This window comes from Acidimicrobiia bacterium, assembly GCA_035948415.1.
In the GTDB taxonomy this organism is placed as follows: Bacteria; Actinomycetota; Acidimicrobiia; order IMCC26256; family PALSA-555; genus PALSA-555.
The window spans coordinates 1-21,891 of the sequence record DASZJD010000003.1; the positions used below are offsets into that span (position 1 = coordinate 1).

A 21,891-nucleotide genomic window follows, 5' to 3' on the forward strand; every position below is an offset into this window, starting at 1 on the left:
CAGGCTCGTCGCGACGACGTCACCGTCAGCGGCTCCTCGAACACGGTCACCCGCGCCCGGCTCGAGGACGCCGCCGGCCTGGTGGCGAGCGGGCAGGTCCGGGTCGAGGTCAGCGCCCGGCTGCCGCTCGACGAGGCGGCCAGAGCCCACGAGCTGATCGAGACCGGCCACACCCGGGGCAAGATCGTCCTGATCCCAGGCTGACCGTCGCCGGGCACCGACGCCCGGGCATCCGCGCCGCGCGCGCAGCGATCGTGTGAGATGTCGCCGTGACGGCGACACCCATGCCGCCGGGCGGCGCGGTGGACTACCAGGACCAGCCTCACCCCCGCACGGTCGACCACATCGTGCATCACCGACCGAAGCCGGTGAAGGTCGACGAGCAGCGAACCGGGCTCAACGGCCGGATCGGCCTGTTCATCACGCTCATCGTCGGCACGATGTGGGCGGCCTACCTGTTCGCGCTCATCGCGCTCGTGAGCCTCCCCGACACCCTCGACCAGGCCGGGATCCATCTCGGATTCACGCTTGGATCGGGAACGATCCTGTTGGTGGCGTGGATCAGCCAGGCGTTCCTCCAGCTCGTGTTGCTGCCGATCATCATCGTCGGCCAGAACATCCAGGCCCGCGCCGCCGACAAGCGGGCGGAGGAGACCTACAAGGACGCCGTCGCCGTGCTCCACGAGTGCCGGGAGATCCAGAAGCACCTGATCGCCCAGGATCAGGCGCTCACCCAGCTGCTCCATCCCCAGGGCGGGACCTGAGCCTCCAGCGCGGGCCCGCCGGCCGCTACCCGGCCTGCTTGGCCACCGCGGTCGCGGCCGCCGCCGCGGCGGCGGGGTCGAGGTAGCGAGCCTCGAGCACCTCGAAGCGGCGTCCCAGCCCGTACACGAGCGGCTGCCCGGTTGGGATGTTCAGGTCGACGACCTCGTCGTCCGAGAGCTGGTCCAGGTGCTTCACGAGGGCCCGCAGCGAGTTTCCGTGCGCGGCCACGAGCACGCAGCGTCCGGCGGACAGATCCGGGATGATCCCGTCGAACCAATAGGGGAGCATCCGATCGACCACGTCGGCGAGGCACTCGGAACCAGGAAGGGCTTCGACCGGCAGGCCCGCGTACCGAGGGTCGAACCGAGGGTGCATCGGGTCGTCCGGGTCCAGCGCCGGAGGCCGGGTCGCGTACGACCGGCGCCAGACCTTGACCTGGTCGAGGCCGAACTCCTCGGCCGTCTCCTTCTTGTTCTTGCCCTGCAGCGCGCCGTAGTGCCGCTCGTTCAGGCGCCAGGAGCGCCGGACGGGGATCCAGGCCCGGTCGCACTCGGGCAAGGCGAGCTCGGCCGTGCGGATCGCCCGTTGCTGCACCGACGTGTGCACGACGTCGGGGGGCAGCTCGTGCCGCGCCAGCAGGCCGCCCGCGGCGACGGCCTCCTGTTCGCCCCACTCGGAGAGGCCGACGTCGACCCAGCCCGTGAACCGGTTCTCGCGGTTCCACGTGCTCTCGCCGTGGCGCAGCAGGATCAGGGTCGCCATGGTCGGCGTGCCGTCAGCGCGGGCGCCGGGCGTACCGGCCGCTCCACATCGTGATCACGACGCTGAGGAGCAGCAGGCTCGGCACCAGCATCAGAAACTCCACCGTCTGACTCTACGTTCTCGTCGCGCTGACGGCTTGGGTTTGGGCGCCGCTCCGCTTCGCCGGCAGCCGGTGCGTCGGCCATGCCGCTCGATCCGGCGGTCATTCGTTGTGGTGAACTGCACCTGATGAGTCCGATCCTCGATCTCGCCGTGCGCGGCGGCGTCGTCGTCGACGGCACCGGTGCGCCCGGGCGACGAGCCGACGTCGGCGTGCGCGCCGGACGGATCGTCGAGGTCGGCCCGCTCTCCGAGGCCGCGACCCGGACCGTCGACGCGACCGGCTGCGTCGTCGTCCCGGGCTTCATCGATCCCCACACCCACCTCGACGCCCAGCTGTGCTGGGATGCCGCGGCCCGGCCGACCTGTCTGCACGGGGTGACGTCGGTCGTCATCGGGCTCTGCGGGTTCGGCGTCGCGCCGTGCCCACCGCGCGGTGGCGAGTACCTCCTCCGCAGCCTCGAGGTCGTCGAGGAGATCCCCTTCGAGACCACCGAGCAGGGCGTGCCGTTCGACTGGGAGTCGTGGACCGAGTACCGAGCCTTCCTCGGCCGGCAGGCGCTCGGCGTCAACGTGGGCGCGCTGGTTCCCCACTCTGCGCTCCGGTACGCGGTGATGGGGGAACGGGCCCGGGGCGCGGTGGCGACCGCGGACGACCGAGCCGCCCTTGCCGGCGAGCTCACGCGCGCGCTCGCCGGCGGCGCGCTCGGATTCGCCACCTCACGGGGCCCGAACCACGTCGACGCCTTCGGCGACCCCGTGCCGAGCCGGTTCGCCGACGACGCCGAGCTGCAGGCGCTGGTCGCCGCCTGTCGCGGGAAGGTGTGGCAGATCAACGTCCGCACGAAGTTCAGTGGTGACGCCCGCGGCCTGACCGACGAGGTGTCGGCCTACGCGGCCTGGAGCGCGGAGTCCGGCGCGCGCCTGACGTGGAGCCCGCTCCACGCTGAGCCGGGCACGGACACCTGGGCCGACGTCGTGCGCCACAACCGTCGGCTCAACCAGTCGCCCGGGACCGTGGTCGCGCCGCAGGTCGCGACCGCTCCGATCACGACCACGTTCCGCTTCGACCGGTTCTCGCACGTCGCGTTCGTGCCGGGGTGGGACGCGCTGGTGCGGGGGTTCTTCGATCTGGACACCGCGTCGAGGCTTCGGCGCCTCGCCGACCCGGCGGTCCGCGCCTCCCTGCGTGACGCCCGGGTGGACCCGGCCGCGATGTTCGCGCCGGCCTTCGACGCGTGGGTGCTGCTCGTCTCTCCCTCAGAGCCCGACGCCATCGGGCAGTCGCTGGCGGCGGTGGCCCGCCGGCGCCACGTGCACCCGATCGACGCGCTGTGCGACCTGGCCGTCGCCGATCAGCTGGCCACGGTGGTGCAGGTTCCAGCCGTGAACCGCGACGCCGTGGCGGCGGTGTCGCTCCTCACCGACCGGCACACCCTGGTGGGGCTGGGGGACGCGGGCGCGCACGTGATGAGCATCAACAATTTCTCGTATCCGTCGCAGGTGCTGACGCGCTTCGTCCGCGACGATGCCAGCGTGCCGCTCGAGGTGGCGGTCAGCCGGATGACGGCCCGGCCGGCGGCGGTGCTGGGCATCGCCGACCGCGGAAGGATCGCGACCGGGCTCGCCGCCGACCTCGCCGTCATCGACCTCGAGGGGTTACGGGTGGGGCGGCTGCAGGTGACCCGGGATCTGCCCGGCGCGGCACCGCGCCTCTACCAGGATGCCCGGGGCTATCGCATGGTGGCGGTGAACGGGACGATCACGATCGAGGACGACCAGCCGACCGGCGAACGACCCGGTCAGCTGCTGGCGGCGCCGACGTAGCGGCGCCCATCGCCGCGTCGGCGGAGGCGGCGCGCGGCGCGCTCACGATGTTGGTCAGCGGGCCGGCTCGGTCCGGGTCACGAAGTCGTCGACGATCGACGGACACAGCGCCTCCGTCGGACCCGAGAGGGTGCAGGTCACCTTGGCCACGTCCACCGAGTCGGGCTCGGGGCTCAGCCGCGGGTACACGACCGCGCCGTACGCGCGGTTGTCGGCACCCGAGGGCTCACCCGAGCCCCGCACGCCGGGCGGATCGAGGAACGTGGCCACGCCGCGTCGCGGCCGGTGCACCGACTCGTGCCGCGGGGACGGCGTGCATCCGCCCGTCTCCGCGCCGAGGCGCGCCGCGCGGGTCCCGGGGAACAGGGCGCAGACGAGCTGCGCGCCGGGACCGTGGCCGGTGTACTCGCGGATGGCGGTGACGCCGGCCGCGTGCGCCGGCAGCCGGCCCGCACCGAGCGGGTTCGGTTGACCGGGCGGGAACACGCTGAGGCTCTGCCCGCCGTCGGCGGCGCTCAACCCGGCGCACAGCCAGCCTCGGGGGGCGATCACGGTGACGAAGCCGTCGGAGTACGCGCGCACCCGGGCGGCCGCGCGGTCCGTGAGCCGCACGGGGAGCGAGCGGGGGATCGGAGGCGGAGCCGAGCCCTCGCCCCCCGCGACGGCGGCGCAGGTCACGACGGGCTCCGCCCGGTTTGGGACGCCGGCCGGAGACGAGCGGGGCCACGCCGGCGTCGCGGCGACGGCGCTCAGCCCGGCGAGCAGGACCCCGGCGACGCGGTGCACGCCGGCGGCTACGCAGCCGGCGTCGCGTCGCCCGCCGTGGGGTCGACGACCACCTTGCCGAGGGCCCGGCGGTCGGCGACCGCCCGCAGCGCCTCGCCGACTCGTTCGAGGGGGAAGACCGCCGAGACGTGGGGCCGGATGGCGCCGGCGGCGAAGAGCTCGGCGAGTTCGTCGGCGTCGCGGCGCGCCGCATCCGGGGCGTGCTGCGCAAAGGTCCGCATCTCGAACCCCTTCACGATGACGCCCTTGAGCAGCACCAGGTTGAGGGGGACGCGGGGGATCTCACCGGAGGCGAAGCCGACCACGACGAAGCGGCCGCCCCATCTCGTCGCCCGGAGGGCCGGCTCGGAGTACGCGCCGCCCACCGGGTCGATCACGACGTGCGCACCGCCGGTCAGGTCCTTGATCCGCTCCTTGAGGTCCTCGCGGGTGTAGTTGACCGTCGCCTCCGCGCCGCGCGCTCGGCACAGCGCGAGCTTCTCGTCGGTCGAGGCCGCCGCCAGCACCCGCGACCCGAGGTGGTGGGCGACCTCCACCGCCGCGAGCCCGACGCCACCAGCCGCACCGAGCACGACGGTCCACTCCCCGGGCTGGACCTCGGCGACGCTCCGCAGGGCGTGGTAGGCGGTGGTATAGACGACGCCGAAGGCGGCGGCTTCGGTGAAGGTCACCGAGTCCGGGACGGGGCTCAGCGCCGCTTCGGCCGCAGCGACCTCGTCTGCGAACGCGCCGGTGAACCCGGCGCCGCAGACGCGGTCCCCGACGCGGACGGTCGAGACGCCGTCGCCGACATCGAGCACGACCCCGGCGAACTCGCTGCCGGGCGTGAAGGGCAGCGGAATCGACACCTGGTACTCGTTCGCGACGACGAGAACGTCGGGGTAGTTCACCGATGCCCCTCGCACGCCCACGAGTGCCTGGCCGGCCCGCAGCGTCGGCGCGGGGACCTCTTCGACGGCGAGCGTCTCGGGGGGCCCGTACTCGTTGCATCGGGCGGCTCTCACGGCGGTCCTCTCCGGACGGGCTGGTGCGGGGCGGTGGGTGGGACGTGTGCAGGCTCGCCGCCGGCTCGGGCTGAAGGCAAGCGCGGCGCGACCGGCTGGGGCATCCTGGCGACCGGGTCAGCCCGAGCCTGTGGGAGGTGCCAACGATGCCTGTCGAGCGTGGCCGGGACCGCGAGGGGCCCTACTACCGATGGGGCAAGCACGGTGCGAAGTAGCGCTACACCGCGAAGGACCCCCGCAGCCGTGAGGCGGCACGAGCGCGCGCGACTCGGCAGGGGCAAGCCGCACACGCCCGCGGGTACGAGTAGTTGCTGCGCGGCCGAGCCGGGTCGCGCTTCGGCTCCGCTAACCCATCGACGTCCGAGCAGCTCGCCGCTCGGCCTGCGCCAACGAGGCCGGGCCGCGGCGTACCGCCGAAGCCGGTCGTCGACGCCTGGAGCACGGCGACGCGCCGACCCGGGCCCGTCGAGCCGAGCGAGTGGCGTGGGACACGGACGCCGGCAGGGCAGCCTGCGGGGGTGAGGGCCCGCGGTCGACGGGCGCGACCACACTGGTCCCGGCGCCGAGGCTCCGGGCCCGGCGGTCGGGCAAGATGTCGAGGAGCGGATGGCGCGGGCGAGGGTCGAGGTCGGCGTCATCGTCGCGGTCGCGGCGCTCGTCGCGGCGGGCGCCGCGGGCACCACCCGCAGCGCGTCCGGCTCGCCGAGCGGCGCCGCCACCCTTCGAGCCTCGGCTGCCGACGCCGCCCGACGGGCGGGCCCCGGCGTCGATCGGATGGCCTTCCAGGCCGGCGTCGAGGCCTACGTCTGGGGCTTCCCGCTCGTCACCATGTCGCGGACGCGCGGCCAGGTGCTCTGCGGCATTCCCGTCAACACCCTCATCAACGTGCCGCGTCTGCTCGATGCGGGATCGCGAGTCGTGGTGACCCCGAACGCGGACACGCTGTACTCGTCCGCGTTTTTGGACCTGCGTCCGGGCCCGATGGTGCTCCGAGTCCCGGCCGTCCGGGATCGGTACTACGTGTTCCAGTTCCTCGACATGTACACGAACACGATCGCCGACGTCGGGACCCGCACCAACGGTGGCCGCGCCGGTGCGTACGCGATCGTCGGCCCCGGGTGGCACGGGCGGCTCCCGACCGGGACGGGCCGAATCACGGCCCCCACGCCGGACGTCTGGGTCATCGGTCGAACCCTCGCGGCCTTATCGCGCGACGTCGCCGGCGCCGCGGCCGAACAGCGGCGGTACCGCCTCCAGCCGCTCTCGAGTCTCACGCCCCGGGCCGGGGCGAGCGCTCCGGCGTGCTCGCCGCCGTCGGCGCCCCGGCCGAGCTTCACGGGTGAGCTGGCGACGGCCATAGGCGCCGACCCTCCGCCCCCACGTGATCGGCCGATCGTCGCCGACCTGGCCGCCGCCGGCATCCGACCGGGCCTCGTGCCGAACGCGGCCGCGCTCGCGACCACCGAGGCCAGTCGGGCCGCGGCGCTCGAGATCATCCGACGCGTCGGCAGCCGCCTGACGACGGCGCGGAACGGGTGGACCCGACTCCACGGCACCGGGAGCTACGGGACCGACTACATCACGCGCGCGGTGGTCGCGATGGTCGGGCTGGGGGCGAACGTCCCCGACGAGTCCGTCTACTACTTCGCGGCGACCGACGAGGGCGGCGCGCCGCTGAGCGGCGCGGCCTCCTACGTGATCCACTTCCGGCCGGGCCAGCTCCCACCGATCGACCCGCGCGCGTTCTGGTCCATCTCCCTCTACGGACCCGACCACTTCTTTGTCGCCAACCCGGTCGATCGGTACGCGGTCGGGGACCGCACGGAGGGTCTGACCCGCGGGCACGACGGCTCGCTCGACGTCTTCGTCTCCCACTCGCCCCCGCCGGGCCACGAGGGGAACTGGCTACCGGCGCCGGCCGGCAGCTTCAACCTCGTCCTTCGTGCCTACCTGCCGGGACCTGGTATCCGCTCCGGCTCGTGGACGCCGCCTGCGGTCCGACCCGGCTAGGCGGCACAGCACCCCCGGCGCCGGCGCCACGGGGACACCGCGCCCGCCGCTCAGGTCGCGGGCGCCGCCAGCCGATCCCTTCTCGATGCCAGTGTCGTCGGGGTCCTCGGCCGTGGACGGCCGCAGCGCGACGCGGGCGGCGGGATGACGGCGGTCGCCGAGGAAGCGAACCCACCGCCCGTCGGTGGGGCGGCCGCGGCGCTTCGCGGCGTCGATCGCGGCCTGTTCCAGGTTGTGGCGCTGCTCTGGATCTACGCGCTCTACGACCTGGTCCGCGTCGGGGTGAGGGGATCGACGGCGGCGGCCACCGCTCACGCCCACCAGGTCGCGGCCCTCGAGCACTCCCTCGGCCTCGGCGCGGAGCGGATGCTCCAGCAGGGAGCGATGCGCGTCCCCGGGCTCGTCGGGGCGTGCAACGCGTACTACGCGATGGGCCACCTCGCCGTCCCGCCGATCGCCCTCCTGATGCTCTACCGCCGGGCTCCGGCGCGATACCGACACTGGCGGAACGTCTTCGTCGCCATGCTGGGCCTGGCGCTGGCCACGTTCTGGCTCTATCCGCTCGCGCCCCCGCGGCTCATGCCCGGTCCGGGCCAGGTCATCGACACGTCGAGGGCGTACTTCAGCTTCAGCCGGACGCCGCTCGCGGCGCTCGGGGCCAGAGCCGGGTCGTCGGCGCCGAGCTGGGGTGGCGGCACGAACCCCTTCGCCGCGATGCCGAGCCTGCACGTCGGGTGGGCGCTGTGGACGACCCTCGCGCTGTGGCCCGTGCTCCGGCGTCGATGGACGAGGCTGCTCCTGGCCCTGTATCCGATGGCCATGGTCCTCGTCGTCATCGTCACCGGCAACCACTGGCTTGTCGACGCGCTAGCCGGTGCGGCGGTGACCGCGCTCGCAGCCGCGCTCGTCACCGCCGGATCGCGGGGCACGCGGCGCCTGACCGGCTCGACGGGGACGGCGTCACCAGCAGAAGACCGAGCCGGCGGCCGGGCCCCGGTCGCGGGTCTCGAACCCGTCCGTCTCTCGGCGTCGACCGGACCGCGTCTTCGCTGACGAACGATCAGGTCCGGAGCAGAACCCGGCGTTCGGCTCGCGAGCCACTCGCCTCGGGAGGCGCGTCCGCGGTTCGGGACGCGCGACCGTCACGTCTCAGCGACACCCGTCGGGGCGGTGCCGCGGCGCTGCGACCGGTTCGGACCGCACCCGATCGGTACCGTTGAAGTGATGGAACCCGCGGCGCCCGACCGGATCCTGAACGGTCGGTACCGGCTCCTCCGCCCGCTCGCTCGGGGCGGCATGGCCTCGGTCTGGCTCGGTGAGGACACCCTGCTGGCGCGCCGCGTCGCGGTGAAGACCTTGCACCCGGAGCTGTCCGCGGACGGCTCGTTGCGCGCGCGCTTCAAGAACGAGGCCATCTCGTCGGCGAGCATCGAGGACCAGCGCATCGTCGCGGTCTACGACACCGGTGACGACGATGGCGTCGCCTACATCGTCATGGAGTTCGTCGACGGCCGCGACCTGCGTCGCCTCCTCGACGAGCAGGGCACGCTCCCGACCAGCAGCGCGCTGCAGATCGCCCGGGACGTCGCCCTGGCGCTGGAGCATGCCCACCGCGGCGGGATCGTCCATCGCGACATCAAGCCCGCGAACGTGCTGGTGGGGCTCGACGGTCGGGTGAAGGTGACCGACTTCGGGATCGCGAAGGCCAGCCGAGCCGAGAGCGACCTCACGAGCACGGGCGTGGTGCTCGGGACCGCTCGCTACCTGGCGCCGGAGCAGGTCCGAGGCGAGCACGCGGACGCCCGAGCCGACGTCTATGCGACCGGCCTCGTGCTCTACGAGATGCTTGCCGGTCGGCTGCCCTTCCATGGCGACACGGACATGGCGGTGGCGTTGGCCCGCCTGAGCACGACGCCCGACCGGCTGCCGCCGGGGACGCCGGCGGGCGTCGCCGCGATCGTCGAGCGGTGCCTCGCCGACGATCCCGAGCAGCGCTTCCCGACCGCGCGGGCGCTCGCCGCCGCGATCGAGGCCGCCCAGGACGGGGACCCGACGGCGCCGAACGAGGTCACCGGCATCCTGCCGTCGCCGCCGGCCCCGGCTCGGCCATCGGCCCCGCCGCCCGCGGCGTCGCCGCCGAGACGCCAGCGGAGGTGGGTGGCCGCGCTCCTCCTCGCCGCTGTCCTCGCTGGCGGCGGCACCGCTGCATTTCTCCTGGTTCGTGACCAAGGCGGGCGAGGCGCCGGCACGCCGGGCGCCGCGCCGCGGATCGTGGCGGCCCAGGACTTCGATCCGTTCGGCAACGACGGTCAGGAGAACCACGCCAAGGTGAACCTGGCGATCGACCACAACCCCCAGACCGCGTGGCCCACCGAGATCTACGTCACCCGCGATCTCGGCGGCGGGAAGCCAGGGGTCGGGATCTACGTGACCCTCGACGCGCTCACCCGCGTCCGAACCGTCTCCGTCGACACGTTCGAGACCGACTGGAACGGGCAGATCTACGCCGCCGCGGCCCCGTCTCCGCAGCTCGCGGGCTGGGGCGCGCCGCTCGCGGCCGGCAGCCATCTCGGCCAGCACACCGCGTTTCGGCTCCGCACGGCGGGACGGGCGCGTGTCGTCTTGCTCTGGATCACCTACCTGCCCACGTCGGGCGAGCTCAACGTGGCCGAGATCCACGTGAGCTGACGCGGAGACGCCGCGCCGCCGCTCGGTGACGAGTCGCCACGCCCGCCTTTACCTCGAGGTCGTCGCCCGTCCCCGGGCTCGCGGTTCTCGATGCCACGCCGCGGTGGGCGGGTCGGCGGCGTCATTCGGTGCACGTGTTGCACGTCGCCTACCCTCACCCCGGTCGGAGACGGCAGCGGTAGCGGGCACCCGCCGCCGCGGTTCCCGGAGCCGACCGTGAAGTCCGATGCCGAGCCCTCGGAGGTTGGATGGATCCACGGCTCGTGCGCTTCGAGGGCTTCGAAGGGATCCATCTCGTCGCCGACGTGTGGGGCGAGGACACGGCGTGGCCCGTCCTGCTCATGCACGGCGGCGGCCAGACCCGCCACGCGTGGGGCAGCACGGCCAGCGCGCTCGCGGATGCGGGCTGGCGGGCGGTGTCGCTGGACCTGCGGGGACACGGTGACAGCGAGTGGGCGCTGAACGGCGACTACTCGTTCACCGCCTTCGCCGCTGACTGCGTCGCGGTGTGCGACCAGTTGGGCCGGCCGCCGGTCCTCGTCGGGGCGTCACTCGGCGGCGTCGCGGCGATGCTCGCCGAGGGCGGCAGCGATCGGGTGGTCTCGTGCGGCCTCGTCGTGGTCGACATCACGCACCGCAGCAACCCGGAGGGGATCCAGCGCATCCGGGACTTCATGAGCTCGGGCCTGGGCGGCTTCGAATCCCTCGACGACGCGGCCGACGCCATCGCCGCGTACACGCCGAACCGCACCCGGAGCCGCAACCCGGCCGGCCTCATGAAGGTCCTCCGCCAACGACGCGACGGTCGCTGGTACTGGCACTGGGATCCGAAGTTCCTCGAGCACGGTCGAACCGAGGTGCCGCGTGAGGACTTCCAAGCGTTGTTCGAGGCCGCGCTCCGAGGCATCCGCGTCCCCACGCTCCTCGTCCGAGGCCTGCTCAGCGACGTCGTCACCGAGGAGGGCGTGCAGGACTTCCTCGATCAGATCCCGGGAGCCCGACTCGTCGATGTTGGCGGGGCGGCGCACATGGTGGCCGGCGACCAGAACGACGCCTTCTCACGAGCCGTGATCGAGTTCCTCGACCACGACATCCGGCCCACGCTGCCGTGAGCTGCCCCGAGTCGGGCTGCCCCCGCCAGCACCCGGCGCGTGGCGACGGCGGCGCCGCTCACCCTTGAGCACCGGCTCGGGCCTCTCACGGGTGGCCACGCCGGTCCGTCGGATCGCCGCCGCCGGCACCGGCGCTCGGTGGCCCAGCCGCGTGGGGTTCGGCGTCATCGTGATGGCCGGCGCGCTCGCCGCTCGCGCGCCAAGCCTCGGACGCGGGCTCTTCGACCCCGACGAGGCGGCGATCGCGACCATGGGCATGGTCGTGTCCCGCGGCGGGGTCCTGTATCGGGACGTGATCGACCGCAAGCCCCCGATCGCGCCGCTGCTGTACGCGCTCACGTTCTGGGTCACCGGCAGCCGCCACCTCGAGCCGTTGCACATCGTGGCGGCGCTGGAGCTCGGCGGCGCCGCGCTCGTCGTCGCCTACGAGGTGCGGCAGCGGGCCGGCCGTCGCGCTGCGTGGTGGGCCGCGGGGCTCCTCCTCGCCGGCGCCGTCGCGCTGCGACCCGCCGACGCGCAGGCGGCCAACTACTCCCACCTTGCCCTCCTGCCGGCGTGCGGAGCCATCGTCGCTGCACGGCGCGGCTCCCGGTCGAGCGTGCTGGCGGCCGGTGTGCTGCTCGGCCTGGCGACACTCACGCGCCAGACCTGGCTCATCGGCCTGGTGCCGGCCGCGGTCGCGGTGTGGACCCGCGGGCGCCGCAGCGATCGCGTCGGGCGCGTCGCGGTCCTCGTCGTCTCCACCGTGGCGACGATCGCGGCGGTGGCGATCGTGGTCCCGTTCGGCCCCTTCGTGCACTGGACGTTCTCGGGCAACGGCTCGCTGGTGTTCAACCTGGGCCAGGTGCAGCGGCCGATCGGCCGGGGGCTCGACGCGCTCGAGCTGTTCGTCGTCGGCCACATCGGGCTGTGCGTGCTCGTCCTCCTCCGTCGATGGCGCCGCGCCGACCTCGACCTGTGGCTCTGGGTGCTCACGGGCCTCATCGCCGTCGTGGCGGGATTCCGATACTTCGGGCACTACTGGCTGCAGGTGCTGCCGGCTCTGTGCCTGCTCGCGGCGCCCGCCATCGCGTCGTGCACGGCGTGGACGCGGGTGGCGCTGGCGACCCTGGTCGTGGTCCCGACCTTCTTCTACTGGCAGCAGGCCTGGGCACCGATCCACGGGTCCAGCAACATCGACCAGCGGGCCTTCCCGCTGGTGGCGGAGGTCCGCCGACGAACCACCGGGGGCGACCTCGTGACCGTCTGGGGCTCGTTCCCCGAGATCTACTGGCTCTCGGGCCGCGCGCCCGGGGGCGCGCTCGTCATCACCGACTTCATCGTCGGTCGCACGGCGGGCCGCCCCGACGGGCCGCAACGCCTCCGGGACGCCACCCCGGGCGCCCTCCACGACTTCCTGGCGAGCGTGCGCGCGCATCCGCCGAAGCTCTTCCTCGACACGTCGACCGGCGCGGTCCGCAAGTACCAGCATTACCCGCTCACGCTGATCCCGAGCGTGCGCGCGTTCGTGGATCAGCACTACCGACCGGTCGCGGTGGTGCGGGGCGTGACCGTCTACGAGCTGGCGTCAGCGCGGAGCCGCTGACCTCGGCGCCCGGGATCACCGGGTGGCGCGCGACGCGGTCGGAGCGCGGGTTCCCTGAGTACCGGTTACTCAGGTGCCGGCCCTCGGCGGGCTCCATCATGAGCGCGCGGCGGTCGATCCCCCCGCCGTCGAACCCGGACGAGGGAGGGCACGGGGTGCATCGGCGACACGGGGCCCGGGCCGTGGGCAGCGTCGCGGCCGTCGCCGGCTTCGCGTTCTGCCTCACGCTGCTGGCGCGGGCCGTGCGCTCGGTCCAGGCGATCGGCGGCTTCTGCGCCTCCGGAGGCCCCTACCGCATCGCGCACCACTGCCCGAAGGGGGTGGCGGGCATCCTCCCCCTCGCCATCGTCGGCGGGCTCGTCTGCCTCGGTCTGTTCGTCCTCAGCGTGGGCGACCGGGGCCGCTCGGTGGCGCTCCTGGCGTGGCCCGCCCTGTTCCTGACCCTGGGCGGGAACCTCCTCGACTCCGGGCTGAACCCGCCGAACGGCAGCGCCAACGTCGGGTTCCTCGTGACCGCCGGTATCTTCATCCTGATGGGCGGCATCCCGCTGGTCCTGCTCGTACCGAGCCTCGTGCGGGGCCTCACCGGGCCGACCGAACCTCCCAAGACCTCGCCGGTGCTCGCCCCGACGAGCGTGCGGTTCACGGCCCCGCCGGCTCCGGCCGCGGTGGCGACGGCGCCGAATTCGCGGGCTGACCTCGCCAGCGAGCTCGAGCGCCTGGCCTCCCTGCACCGGCGCGGCGACCTCACCGACGCCGAGTACGAGGCCGCGAAGCGCCGCGCCCTGCAGACGCCGGCGGGCACCCGATGACTCGAGGGCTGCTGATCGCCGCGCACGTCGCCGCGATCCTCGTCGGGATCTACGGGGGCTTTCAGGTCTTCGACCTCGTGACGAGGTGACCCGCCCCCGGTCGCGATGACGACCGGACGTCGCGCCGGCGGCGGACGTCGCGTGCCCCGCCGGCGCTCGCCCGCGTCGATCCCCGTCGGGGCGCACCTGGTCGTCGACGGCATGAACGTCATCGGGAGCACGCCGGACGGGTGGTGGCGCGACCGCGACGGCGCCGTCCGCCAGCTGTTCCATCGCCTGGAGCGACTCTCGGCCGAGACGGCTCGTCCCATCACGCTGGTGCTCGACGGGCGGCCGCCGCGCGGCGTCCCCGAGGGCCGGCACGGCGGCCTGACCGTCACCTACGCCGCTCGAGGTGGCCGCGACGCCGGGGACGACCGCCTCGTCGAGGTGATCGAAGGGTGGCCCGGCGATCCGCCGGCCTGTGTCATCACCTCCGACCGCGCCCTCGCGGCGCGGGTCGAGCGACTCGGCGCCTCCGTCCGCGGCGCGACGGTGCTCCGTGCCGTGCTCGACCGGCTCGGTGACTGAGCGGCGCGACGCCACGGACGCCGGTTCGGCTGCGGCGGGCAGACTCGAGGTCGAGGCGCACGATCGCACCGGGTCGACGAGTGAGGGGCCGGCGCCGCGGTCGACCCGGGCGGTCGGCTCAGGCGGGCGGCGGCGGGTCCAGGTGGTAGAGGCGGGCGCAGTTCCGCCACACGATGTCGTCGCGGACGGCGGGGTCGAGGCCCGCGGTCTGCTCCGCGAGCACCGACTGGGAGTCCGGCCAGGTGGCGTCGCTGTGAGGATGGTCGTTCGCCCACATCAGGCGCTCGTGGTTCAGGAGGTCCGTGACCCGGAACGCCACCCAGTCGTCCTGGAACGTGACGTAGACGTTGTCACGGAAGTACGCGCTCGGCAGCCGAGACAGGGCATCGGCGGTGAGCCAGGTGCGGTGGCGCTTGAAGGCGTGGTCGGCCCGATACATCCAGTGCGGCGCCCACCCGGCGTCGGCCTCGACACAGACGACGCGCAGGTCCGGGTGCCGTTCGAACACGCCACCGAAGACCAGCGTTCCGATGATGTCCTGGCAGCCTCGGATGATGCCGAGGAAGCTGTTCATCCTCGGGCCGCGGTACGGCGGGCGGGCGAGGTTGTCGTTGTTCGTCAGGATGTGGAACGACAGGGGCAGGTCGAGCTGCGCCGCCGCGTCCCAGAACGGATCCCACCGGTGGTCGTCGTAGTCGCCGTCGTCGTGGCAGCCCGCGTACCCCGGCATCATGACGCCGCGCAGCCCGAGCTCCTTCACCCGCTGCAGGTCGTCGATGCCCTCGGCGACGCTTCGGAGCGCGGTCTGCCCGAGCCCGACCAGCCGGTCGGGCGCGTAGCTCTGGAACTCCGTGATCCACAGGTTGTAGGCGTCGAAGCAGGCCTTCTTGTAGTCCACGTCCGGGTGGTTGCAGAGCAACATCCCCACCGACGGGTAGAGCACCTCGACCGAGACCCCGTCCCGCTGCTGCTCCGTGAGCCGGGCCGCCGGATCCCAGCCCCCGGGGTGGAGCTCGTCCCAGCCCACGAAGGTGTACGGGTGGATGCTCTCGACCGGGCGGCCCGCGGCGGCGATCATGCCGTACGGGATCCGGGCCCGGCCGCGGTCGATCTCGATGACGGCCCCCATCTTCTCGTCGGTGAGGGCGTGGGGCGCGCGATCGCGGAATCGGGGGTCGATCCGGTCGAGATAGCAGTCACCGGGCTCCGTCACGTGCGAGTCCGCGGAGATCGTGAACAGCGTCACGGTGCCACCCTTCGTCCCCGGTCCCGAGGCCAGCGTGACGTTACCCGCCGCTCGCCCGGCGGCTCGCCGGCGGTGCCGCGGCGCCCGCGCTAGGGCGTGACCGGCGGGTAGTAGTTCTCAGCGCCGATCTTCTGAACGTCCTCGAACCACGAGCCGTCGTACGCGTCGGTCCGTCCCTGGCGCATCGGGTCCTCGAGCTCCCAGGCCTGGCGCTTGTAGGTCCAGTTGGCCGGGAACAGTCGGTGCGCGGCCCGCCAGTGCGGGATGGCCGCGGCGTGGTCACCCGATCGGTGCAGGTGCTCGCCGAGCTCGAACTCCGCCGCCGCCAGGGCCTCGTCGGTGGCTCGGGGCTGGGAGCGGCGCACGACCTCCTCGGCGCTGAGCGCGTAGCGGCTCGAGGCGCCGTGGTCGACCCAGTCCAGGAGCATGGCGAGGTAGCCCTCCGGGTCGGTTCGGATCTTCCGGGCCTCGGCCAGCATCGCCGCGGTCTCCGGCGGGAGCGTCGTGATGTCGACCGTTCGCAGCTGCTCGAGCACCGGGTTGCGGCCCGGGAACGCAGGCTCGGCCGGACGCACGATCGTGCCGTCCTCGTTGATCCAGAGCCCGTTCGGGACGTTCACGACGCCGAAGCGCTCGTCGAGCGAGTGACCCTGGTCGATGAGCGACGGATGCTCTGGCTTCGCGGCCTCGATGAACGGCCGCGCCGCCTCAACGTCGACGTCGAGCGCCACCGTCACGATCTCGACGCCGCGCGGATGCAGCCGGGTCCGCAGCTCCTGCCACACGGGCAGGTCGAAGCGGCATCCTCACCAGGACGCCCACGCCAGCAGCACCACCTTCTGCCCCCGCAGGCTGGACAGCCGGAACCGGTGGCCGGCCAGATCGGGCAGCTCGAGCTCGGGCGCGCTCGCCGTGGTCAGCGCACGGCCGGTGACGGCGGTCTCCGGTCCGAGCGCCACGAGGCCGTGCTCATCGTCGCGGGCGATCGGCATCCCGAGGGTGCGCGCGACGACGGTCACGTCGACCTGACCCGAGGGCGTCGCGTCGGTCGGCAGCGGGACGCAGATCTCCGCCTTGCAGGCACCTTCGGGCTTGATCGCCCACCCCGTCCCGGATTCGAAGGCGCGGACGTCGGTCGTGAGGTCGGTGAGGATCACCGGAGCAGGGCCTCCGCGCGTCGGACCGGCGCGCCGGGTGTCACGCCGGGCTCCGGGCCGCGGCCTCGTCACGGAAGCGCGACGAACGATGCACCGGGTCGGGGTCGAGCTTCGGCACGACGTGGTCGCCGAACAGCCGGAGCGTCTCCTCCGCGTCGGCCCACGACATGTTGATCGGCATGCCGAACACGAGCTGGTCGCAGCCGATGCTCTCGTAGCGGCGGACCTGCTCGAGGACCTCGTCGGGATCGCCGCAGAGCAGGTACCCCTCTTGGATGCGCGTCTCGACGTCCTCGAGGGTGGGCTCGGGAAAGTGCTCCGGCCAGACCGGGACGCCCTCCACCTTCGGGAACGTGTCGTGGTAGTAGAAGACCAAGCTCTGCAGGTAGCTGATGCCCATCTCGCACGCGACCTGTCGAGCGCGTTGGCCGTCTTCGAGGCACACGAGCCCGTTCGTGATCATGACGTTGTCGTTGACGTAGTCGCCGACGGGCTCGGCCTCGCCGATGTGGTCCTTGTAGGCGCGGACCATCGGCTCCATGTCGCGGACGGCGGCGACGTTGAACCCGAGCACCCCCAGCCCGAGGCGGGCCGCCTTCTCGTACGTGGGCGGGTTGCCGGCGGCGACCCACAGCGGTGGGTGCGGCTTCTTCCACGGCTTCGGCAAGACGTTTCGGGTCGGCATCAGCTCGTTCGGATACGGGACCCGGAACGTGGGCCCGTCGTGGTGGTAGTCGGTGCTGCGCCACATCTTCGGGAGCTCGCGGATGACCTCGTCCCACGGCGCCTTCGTGAGGTCGGTGCTCGCGATGTCGAAGCCGGTGACCTCGCGGCTCCCGGCCCCGCGGCCTGTCCCGAGCTCGAAGCGACCGTCCGAGAGGTGGTCGAGCATCGCGGCCCGCTCCGCGATCCGCACCGGATGGTTCACCTGCGGGTTGAGGTTGAAGATGCCGGAGCCGATGTGGATGCGGTCCGTGATGGCCGCCAGGTACCCGAGGTACGAGGCACTGTCCGACAGGTGCGAGTACTCGGTGAGGAAGTGGTGCTCCACCACCCAGCAGTACTTCCACGCTCGTTGGTCCGCGACCCGCACGAGGTCCGTCTCGTTGAGGAGCGCCTCGTGCTCAGCGTTCGCACCGCTCGCGTCGAACCGCGCCTGCGGGACGTAGGCCTGGATGAAGATCCCGAACTCCATCGCGTACCTCGGGCCAGACGTCGCTCCTGGCTCAGTCTCACACAGCCGCGCCACGCCCGCACGGTGGGACCGCGTGGGGTTGGGTGCCGAGCGGCCGGCGCGCCCGGCGACCGGCGGCCGCGAGGCTCAGCCGTGGAGCTGGACGAGGAGCAGCGCCATGTCGTCGCGGGGCTCGCCGGCGGAACGGGTCGTCGCCGCCTGGATGATGCGATCGGCGATTGCGCCGGGCGGGAGACCCCGGCTGGCCCGGATGATCTCGAGCAGCCCTTCCTCGCCGAGCATCGGTGCGCCCGGGGCGTGGGCCTCGGTGACGCCGTCGGTGTAGAAGACGACGGTGTCCCCTCGTTCCAGCGTGACCTGCTGGTCCACGAGGTTCACGTTCTCGGTGATCCCCAGCAGCGTCCCTCGACAGTCCGTCACCTCGAGCTGACCGTCTCGGCGCAAGATGACCGGGAGGGGGTGTCCGCCGCACGACAGGTTGATGGCCACGCGGGCGCGCGGCCGCCGACGCTGGCGCCGCGATCCCACCGTCACCATGCCGAGGCACACGGTGCAGAACCGCTCACCCGCGCTCTCGTCGCGGTCGAGCGCCTCGTGGAGGAGGCGGAGCACCCGGCTCGGTACGTCTTCGCGCAGCACGCCGGCTCGAATGGTGTGGCGGGCCAGGCCGGACACGGCGCCCGCCTCCGGGCCCTTGCCGCTCACGTCTCCGATCACGACGGCCCACCGGTCGGGCGCGACCTCGAACACGTCGTAGAAGTCGCCGCCGATGTCGTTGCCCGCGCCGGCGGGTTCGTACCGGGCCGCGAGCTCGATCCCCGCGATGTCCGGGAGCGAGGGCGGGAGGAGGCTGTCCTGCAGCGCGCGCGCCACGTGGGTGCGCTCGGAGAGGAGCCGGACGTTGTCGAGCGCGAGGGCGGCGCGCCGTGCCATGTCCTCGGCGAGCACGAGGTCGCTCGGGCCGAAGCGCCGACCCGAGCCGGAGGACACGAGCGTAAGGGCCCCGATCGTTCGACCACGGGCCGTCAGGGGCACGCACATGTAGGAGGCGAAGTCGAGGGCCTGCACGATGCGGAGGTGGTCGTCGCTCCTCGTCGTCGCCTGGAGGAAGTCCTCGGGCATCTCGGCTCGCACCTCGGCCGCCCCCCCTCGGATCACGCGGGCCGCGGGGTGGGCGCCGAAGGGGTCCGGTGGGTACCGGAGCCGGAGCTCGTCCACGAGCGCCCGCTTGGCCGGGTCGGCGTGGGCGGCGCCCATGCGGCGGATCGCGGCTCCCTCGGCGACGTCGATCAGGCAGAGGTCGGCGAGGAAGGGGACCGAGACCTCGGCGAGCCGCTGGAGGCTCTCGGGGTAGTCGAGCGAGGAGCTCAGGATGGTGCTGGCGTCGGCGAGGAACTGCGCGACGTCGAACCGCCGGCTCAGCTGCTCCTCGCGCTCGCTGCGCTCGGTCACATCGAAGGCGAGGCTCACCACGCCGACCACGGTCCCATCGGGGCTGAAGAGCGGGGAGTCCATGGCGTGGACGGCGACGACGGAGCCGTCGGCGCGACGGACCTGGAAGTCGCCCTCCCAGCTCCGACCGCCGAGGATCGCGGCGCCGATCTCGCGGATCACGTCGCGCGGCACGGGATCCGCGAAGTCGCCCGAGGGCTGGCCGAGCAGCTGCGCCGGCGCGCGGCCGTAGAGCACCTCGCAGTACGGGTTCGCGTAGAGGATGACGCCGTCGAGGGTGGTCGCGATCACCGCCGCGTCGACGTGCTCGAGCAGGCCCGCCGCGTCGAGGCCGACGAGTAGCCGCGGTGACGGTTCCGGCGTGAGGGCGGTCACGACGAGCGCCACTCTAGGTGGACGGTCGCGGCGCCTCCCCGGCCGCAGGCCACCGCAGCTCGGGCGCCTTCGGGTCCGGCCGACCGACGACGACCCGCACGCTCCGCTGAGCCCGCCGTCGGCGATCGAGGCGCCGACCGGCTGACGGCGTCGCCGGCGCGGGCGGCGCCGCGCGCGACCTAGGGGGTCGGGCTCGCCGACCGCTGCTTGCGGTACACGAAGAACACGCGGTTGATCCTCGACGGCACGGTGCGCGCGTACGGGCGGATCGGTCCGACCCAGCCGATCTCGGCCTGATCGCGTCCCTCGGCGCGCAGGTGATGGAGCGCGGCGACGAGCACGGCCCGGCCACGTCCCTGCCCGATGACCGACGGGCGGACCCCGACGGGGCCCACCCAGCCCGCCCGAGCGCCGTCCCAACAGCAGAACGCGACGATGCCCTCCTCGTCGCGCGACACCATGAGCCGGTCGCGCTCGAGGCATCGCAGCGTCTCGGTCCGCCAGTTCGGCCAGTTCGCGGTGATCCACTCGTCGATCTCACCGCCTTCCGCGGCGCGGGCCACCGACGCCTCCGCCGCCGACGGTGCCGAGGGGAGGCGCTCGAGGTCGACGAGCAGGTTGTAGTTGGCTTCGCCTCGCACGTAGTGGTGTCGCTCGAGCAGGCAGAGCATCTCCAGCTGCGTGGTCTCGACACCGGGAAAGAGGTGGTCGGGCGCGTCCGCCCCGACCGTCACGGTGCCCGCCGGGGCGAGCTCGGCCTCCGCGGCCTCCAGCAGCCGGGTTCCCAGGCCCTGGCCCCGGCACGCCGGGCTGACGACGAGGAGCCGGAGGTAGGCGGCGCCGTCCCGCACGCACGACGCCACGACGCCTCGGTCGGGGTCCCCGCGCACCGACACGGGGAAGCCCGGCGTGAAGAGCGAGGCGCCGAGGTCGTCCACCGTCGGCGGGTCGGCGAGCCCTCGAGCACAGAGCGCCGCGATCGGCTCGAGGGCATCCGGACCGAGGGTGGGGAAGGCCTCGCTCACGGGGCGCGGCGACGGGGGGCGGCGTCCGCCGCGGGTCCCGAGGCCGGCTTCACGACGCCCTCGCGTCGGAGCCGAGGTGGAGGGCCTCCACCGCGTGGAGCGCCGGACCGCACTCCCGGGCCCGCGGCGTCGGCGGGGGGCCGGGGCTCTGGATGCGCCCGGCCCGGCGGTCAGGCCGGCGCGCTGGTGTCCCCGAGGAGGAACGCGACGTTGTCGTGGAAGAGCCCGGGCTCTCGCCCGGGTTCCGAGCCGATGGCCCGATAGTCGTCGAGGGGTGTCGCCGTCCCCTCCGAATGCGGATAGTCGCTGCAGCACATATAGAGGGAGTCGGTGCGGTCTCGCAGCCGGCCCGGGCGCTCGTACGAGAACGCCGCCACCCGCACCTGGCGTCGGAAGTACTCGCTCGGCGTCAGGTCGAGGTCGCAGAGCGGCTGGCCGTTCAGGGTGGCGGTGAACCGGACGGCCCCGTCGAGCATCAGCAGGTACATCGGCACCCAGATCGCGCTCAGTTCGATGATGCCGAGCCGGAGCCCGGGGTGCCGGGCCAGGACCCCGTTGACGATCAGGTCGGTCACGGCGAGCGCCGGGGGCGTCCAGATGAACACCGATTCGACCGTGGGCACGAAGGCGTCGTCCGGGTCGGTGTACCAGCCGTCTTCGAACACGCGGCGCTGGTCCGCGACGTGGAAGACGGGCGTGACGCCGTGCTCGACGAACGAGGCCCAGATGCGCTCGTGATCGGGGTGCGAGAGCGGACGGCCGTCGACGGTGGCGGGGGCGACCATGCCGAGCCGGACCCCCCCGCGGGCCAGGCGATCGAGCTCGTGCTCGAGCCAGGTCGGGTCCCGCAGCGTCAGGTGCGCGACCGGGTGGAGCCGACCGCGCCCGGCCGTGGTGACATCGGCGCACCACCGGTTCCACGCCGACATGTTGGCGGTGAGCGCCGGCAGCGACGCCGCCAGCCGGCGTTCCCAGAGCAGCCCGAAGTTCGGGAACAGCACCGCGCCGCCGAGGCCGAGCTCGTCGAGCCGGCGCACCCGGGCCGACGGCTCCCAGTAGTCGGCCGGCAGCGCCTCGTCGTAGTTGTACGGGGCCGGCGCTCCCTCGCGGCGCCGCCGCCGGTGCTCACCGAGCACGGTGGTGTCGCCCGGGTGCTGCACGTCGGCGATGTCGAGGGGGTGGTCCCGCCACCGGAGCCACGCGTAGCCGAGCTCGTCATCCTCGATCCGCAGCGCTTCCTCCCGAAAGGCGGGATCGATGTGATCGGCCCAGAGGGTCCGGGACTCGTACAGGTGCTCGTCGCAGTCGATGACCGCGGTCATGGCGCTCCTCTGTCCGCGGCCAGTGTGCCACAGGCCCGTTCGGTGCCCGATGGTCGGCCGAGCCGCGCCCACGGCGCGGGGCCGGACACGGCCAGCATG

General features: G+C 73.2%; 19 protein-coding genes. 10 read left to right on the forward strand and 9 right to left on the reverse strand.

The genetic code is table 11. From position 1 onward, the window contains the following. Both VG869_00420 and VG869_00425 read left to right on the forward strand, forming a co-directional pair. Nucleotides 1-204, forward strand: a 204-nt coding sequence (locus tag VG869_00420) for a zinc-binding dehydrogenase (GenBank protein ID HEV3449642.1), incomplete at its 5' end; no start/stop codon positions are given. 65 nt (nt 205-269) lie between these two features. Then, a complete protein-coding gene (locus VG869_00425; GenBank protein ID HEV3449643.1) occupies nt 270-764 on the forward strand; it encodes a hypothetical protein in 495 nt (164 codons plus the stop codon). A gap of 25 nt (nt 765-789) precedes the next feature. Here VG869_00425 and VG869_00430 read toward each other — a convergent pair whose 3' ends face one another. Beyond that, entirely contained in the window at nt 790-1,527 is a 738-nt protein-coding gene (locus VG869_00430; protein HEV3449644.1) for a phosphoglyceromutase, read from the reverse strand. Nucleotides 1,528-1,755: 228 nt separating this feature from the next. Between VG869_00430 and VG869_00435 the strand changes: the two genes are divergently transcribed. Then, entirely contained in the window at nt 1,756-3,453 is a 1,698-nt protein-coding gene (locus tag VG869_00435; GenBank protein ID HEV3449645.1) for an amidohydrolase family protein, read from the forward strand. A gap of 54 nt (nt 3,454-3,507) precedes the next feature. Here VG869_00435 and VG869_00440 read toward each other — a convergent pair whose 3' ends face one another. Both VG869_00440 and VG869_00445 read right to left on the reverse strand, forming a co-directional pair. Next, nucleotides 3,508-4,239 carry a hypothetical protein gene (locus tag VG869_00440; protein HEV3449646.1) on the reverse strand — a complete coding sequence of 244 codons (732 nt, stop codon included), beginning with the start codon at nt 4,237-4,239 and terminating at the stop codon, nt 3,508-3,510. Between the two features lie 8 nt (nt 4,240-4,247). Next, nucleotides 4,248-5,243: an NADPH:quinone oxidoreductase family protein gene (locus VG869_00445; GenBank protein ID HEV3449647.1), complete on the reverse strand. Its 996-nt coding sequence runs from the start codon at nt 5,241-5,243 to the stop codon at nt 4,248-4,250. Nucleotides 5,244-5,849: 606 nt separating this feature from the next. Between VG869_00445 and VG869_00450 the strand changes: the two genes are divergently transcribed. The 7 genes from VG869_00450 (at nt 5,850) to VG869_00480 (ending at nt 14,020) form a co-directional block, all read left to right on the forward strand. Further along, nucleotides 5,850-7,253, forward strand: coding sequence for a DUF1254 domain-containing protein (locus VG869_00450; protein HEV3449648.1), 1,404 nt, complete (start codon nt 5,850-5,852; stop codon nt 7,251-7,253). A 144-nt stretch (nt 7,254-7,397) separates the two neighbouring features. Beyond that, nucleotides 7,398-8,306, forward strand: a complete 909-nt coding sequence (locus tag VG869_00455; GenBank protein ID HEV3449649.1) for a phosphatase PAP2 family protein — start codon at nt 7,398-7,400, stop codon at nt 8,304-8,306. Nucleotides 8,307-8,477: 171 nt separating this feature from the next. Continuing rightward, entirely contained in the window at nt 8,478-9,941 is a 1,464-nt protein-coding gene (locus tag VG869_00460; GenBank protein ID HEV3449650.1) for a protein kinase, read from the forward strand. 248 nt (nt 9,942-10,189) lie between these two features. Then, on the forward strand, nt 10,190-11,053 hold the full coding sequence (locus VG869_00465) for an alpha/beta hydrolase (protein ID HEV3449651.1): 864 nt from the start codon (nt 10,190-10,192) through the stop codon (nt 11,051-11,053). Nucleotides 11,054-11,144: 91 nt separating this feature from the next. After that, the gene (locus VG869_00470) at nt 11,145-12,638 is read left to right on the forward strand and encodes a hypothetical protein (GenBank protein ID HEV3449652.1); all 1,494 of its coding nucleotides are present in this window, start codon (nt 11,145-11,147) and stop codon (nt 12,636-12,638) included. A gap of 182 nt (nt 12,639-12,820) precedes the next feature. Then, a complete protein-coding gene (locus VG869_00475) occupies nt 12,821-13,450 on the forward strand; it encodes an SHOCT domain-containing protein (GenBank protein HEV3449653.1) in 630 nt (209 codons plus the stop codon). A 141-nt stretch (nt 13,451-13,591) separates the two neighbouring features. Continuing rightward, the gene (locus VG869_00480; protein ID HEV3449654.1) at nt 13,592-14,020 is read left to right on the forward strand and encodes an NYN domain-containing protein; all 429 of its coding nucleotides are present in this window, start codon (nt 13,592-13,594) and stop codon (nt 14,018-14,020) included. 118 nt (nt 14,021-14,138) lie between these two features. Here the strand turns inward: VG869_00480 and VG869_00485 are convergent, their stop codons facing one another. The 6 genes from VG869_00485 to VG869_00510 all read right to left on the reverse strand — a co-directional run bounded on the left by VG869_00485 (nt 14,139) and on the right by VG869_00510 (nt 21,792). Continuing rightward, nucleotides 14,139-15,266, reverse strand: a complete 1,128-nt coding sequence (locus VG869_00485; protein HEV3449655.1) for an amidohydrolase family protein — start codon at nt 15,264-15,266, stop codon at nt 14,139-14,141. An 89-nt stretch (nt 15,267-15,355) separates the two neighbouring features. Then, nucleotides 15,356-16,423 (reverse strand): ResA-like WAxxUGC motif-containing protein, encoded by a 1,068-nt coding sequence (locus VG869_00490; protein ID HEV3449656.1) that lies wholly within the window; start codon nt 16,421-16,423, stop codon nt 15,356-15,358. Between the two features lie 40 nt (nt 16,424-16,463). Next, on the reverse strand, nt 16,464-17,618 hold the full coding sequence (locus tag VG869_00495) for an LLM class flavin-dependent oxidoreductase (protein ID HEV3449657.1): 1,155 nt from the start codon (nt 17,616-17,618) through the stop codon (nt 16,464-16,466). 126 nt (nt 17,619-17,744) lie between these two features. Next, nucleotides 17,745-19,445 carry a SpoIIE family protein phosphatase gene (locus tag VG869_00500; protein ID HEV3449658.1) on the reverse strand — a complete coding sequence of 567 codons (1,701 nt, stop codon included), beginning with the start codon at nt 19,443-19,445 and terminating at the stop codon, nt 17,745-17,747. Nucleotides 19,446-19,624: 179 nt separating this feature from the next. Next, nucleotides 19,625-20,470, reverse strand: a complete 846-nt coding sequence (locus VG869_00505) for a GNAT family N-acetyltransferase (GenBank protein HEV3449659.1) — start codon at nt 20,468-20,470, stop codon at nt 19,625-19,627. A gap of 170 nt (nt 20,471-20,640) precedes the next feature. Continuing rightward, on the reverse strand, nt 20,641-21,792 hold the full coding sequence (locus VG869_00510; GenBank protein HEV3449660.1) for a hypothetical protein: 1,152 nt from the start codon (nt 21,790-21,792) through the stop codon (nt 20,641-20,643). Nucleotides 21,793-21,891 lie beyond the last annotated feature (99 nt).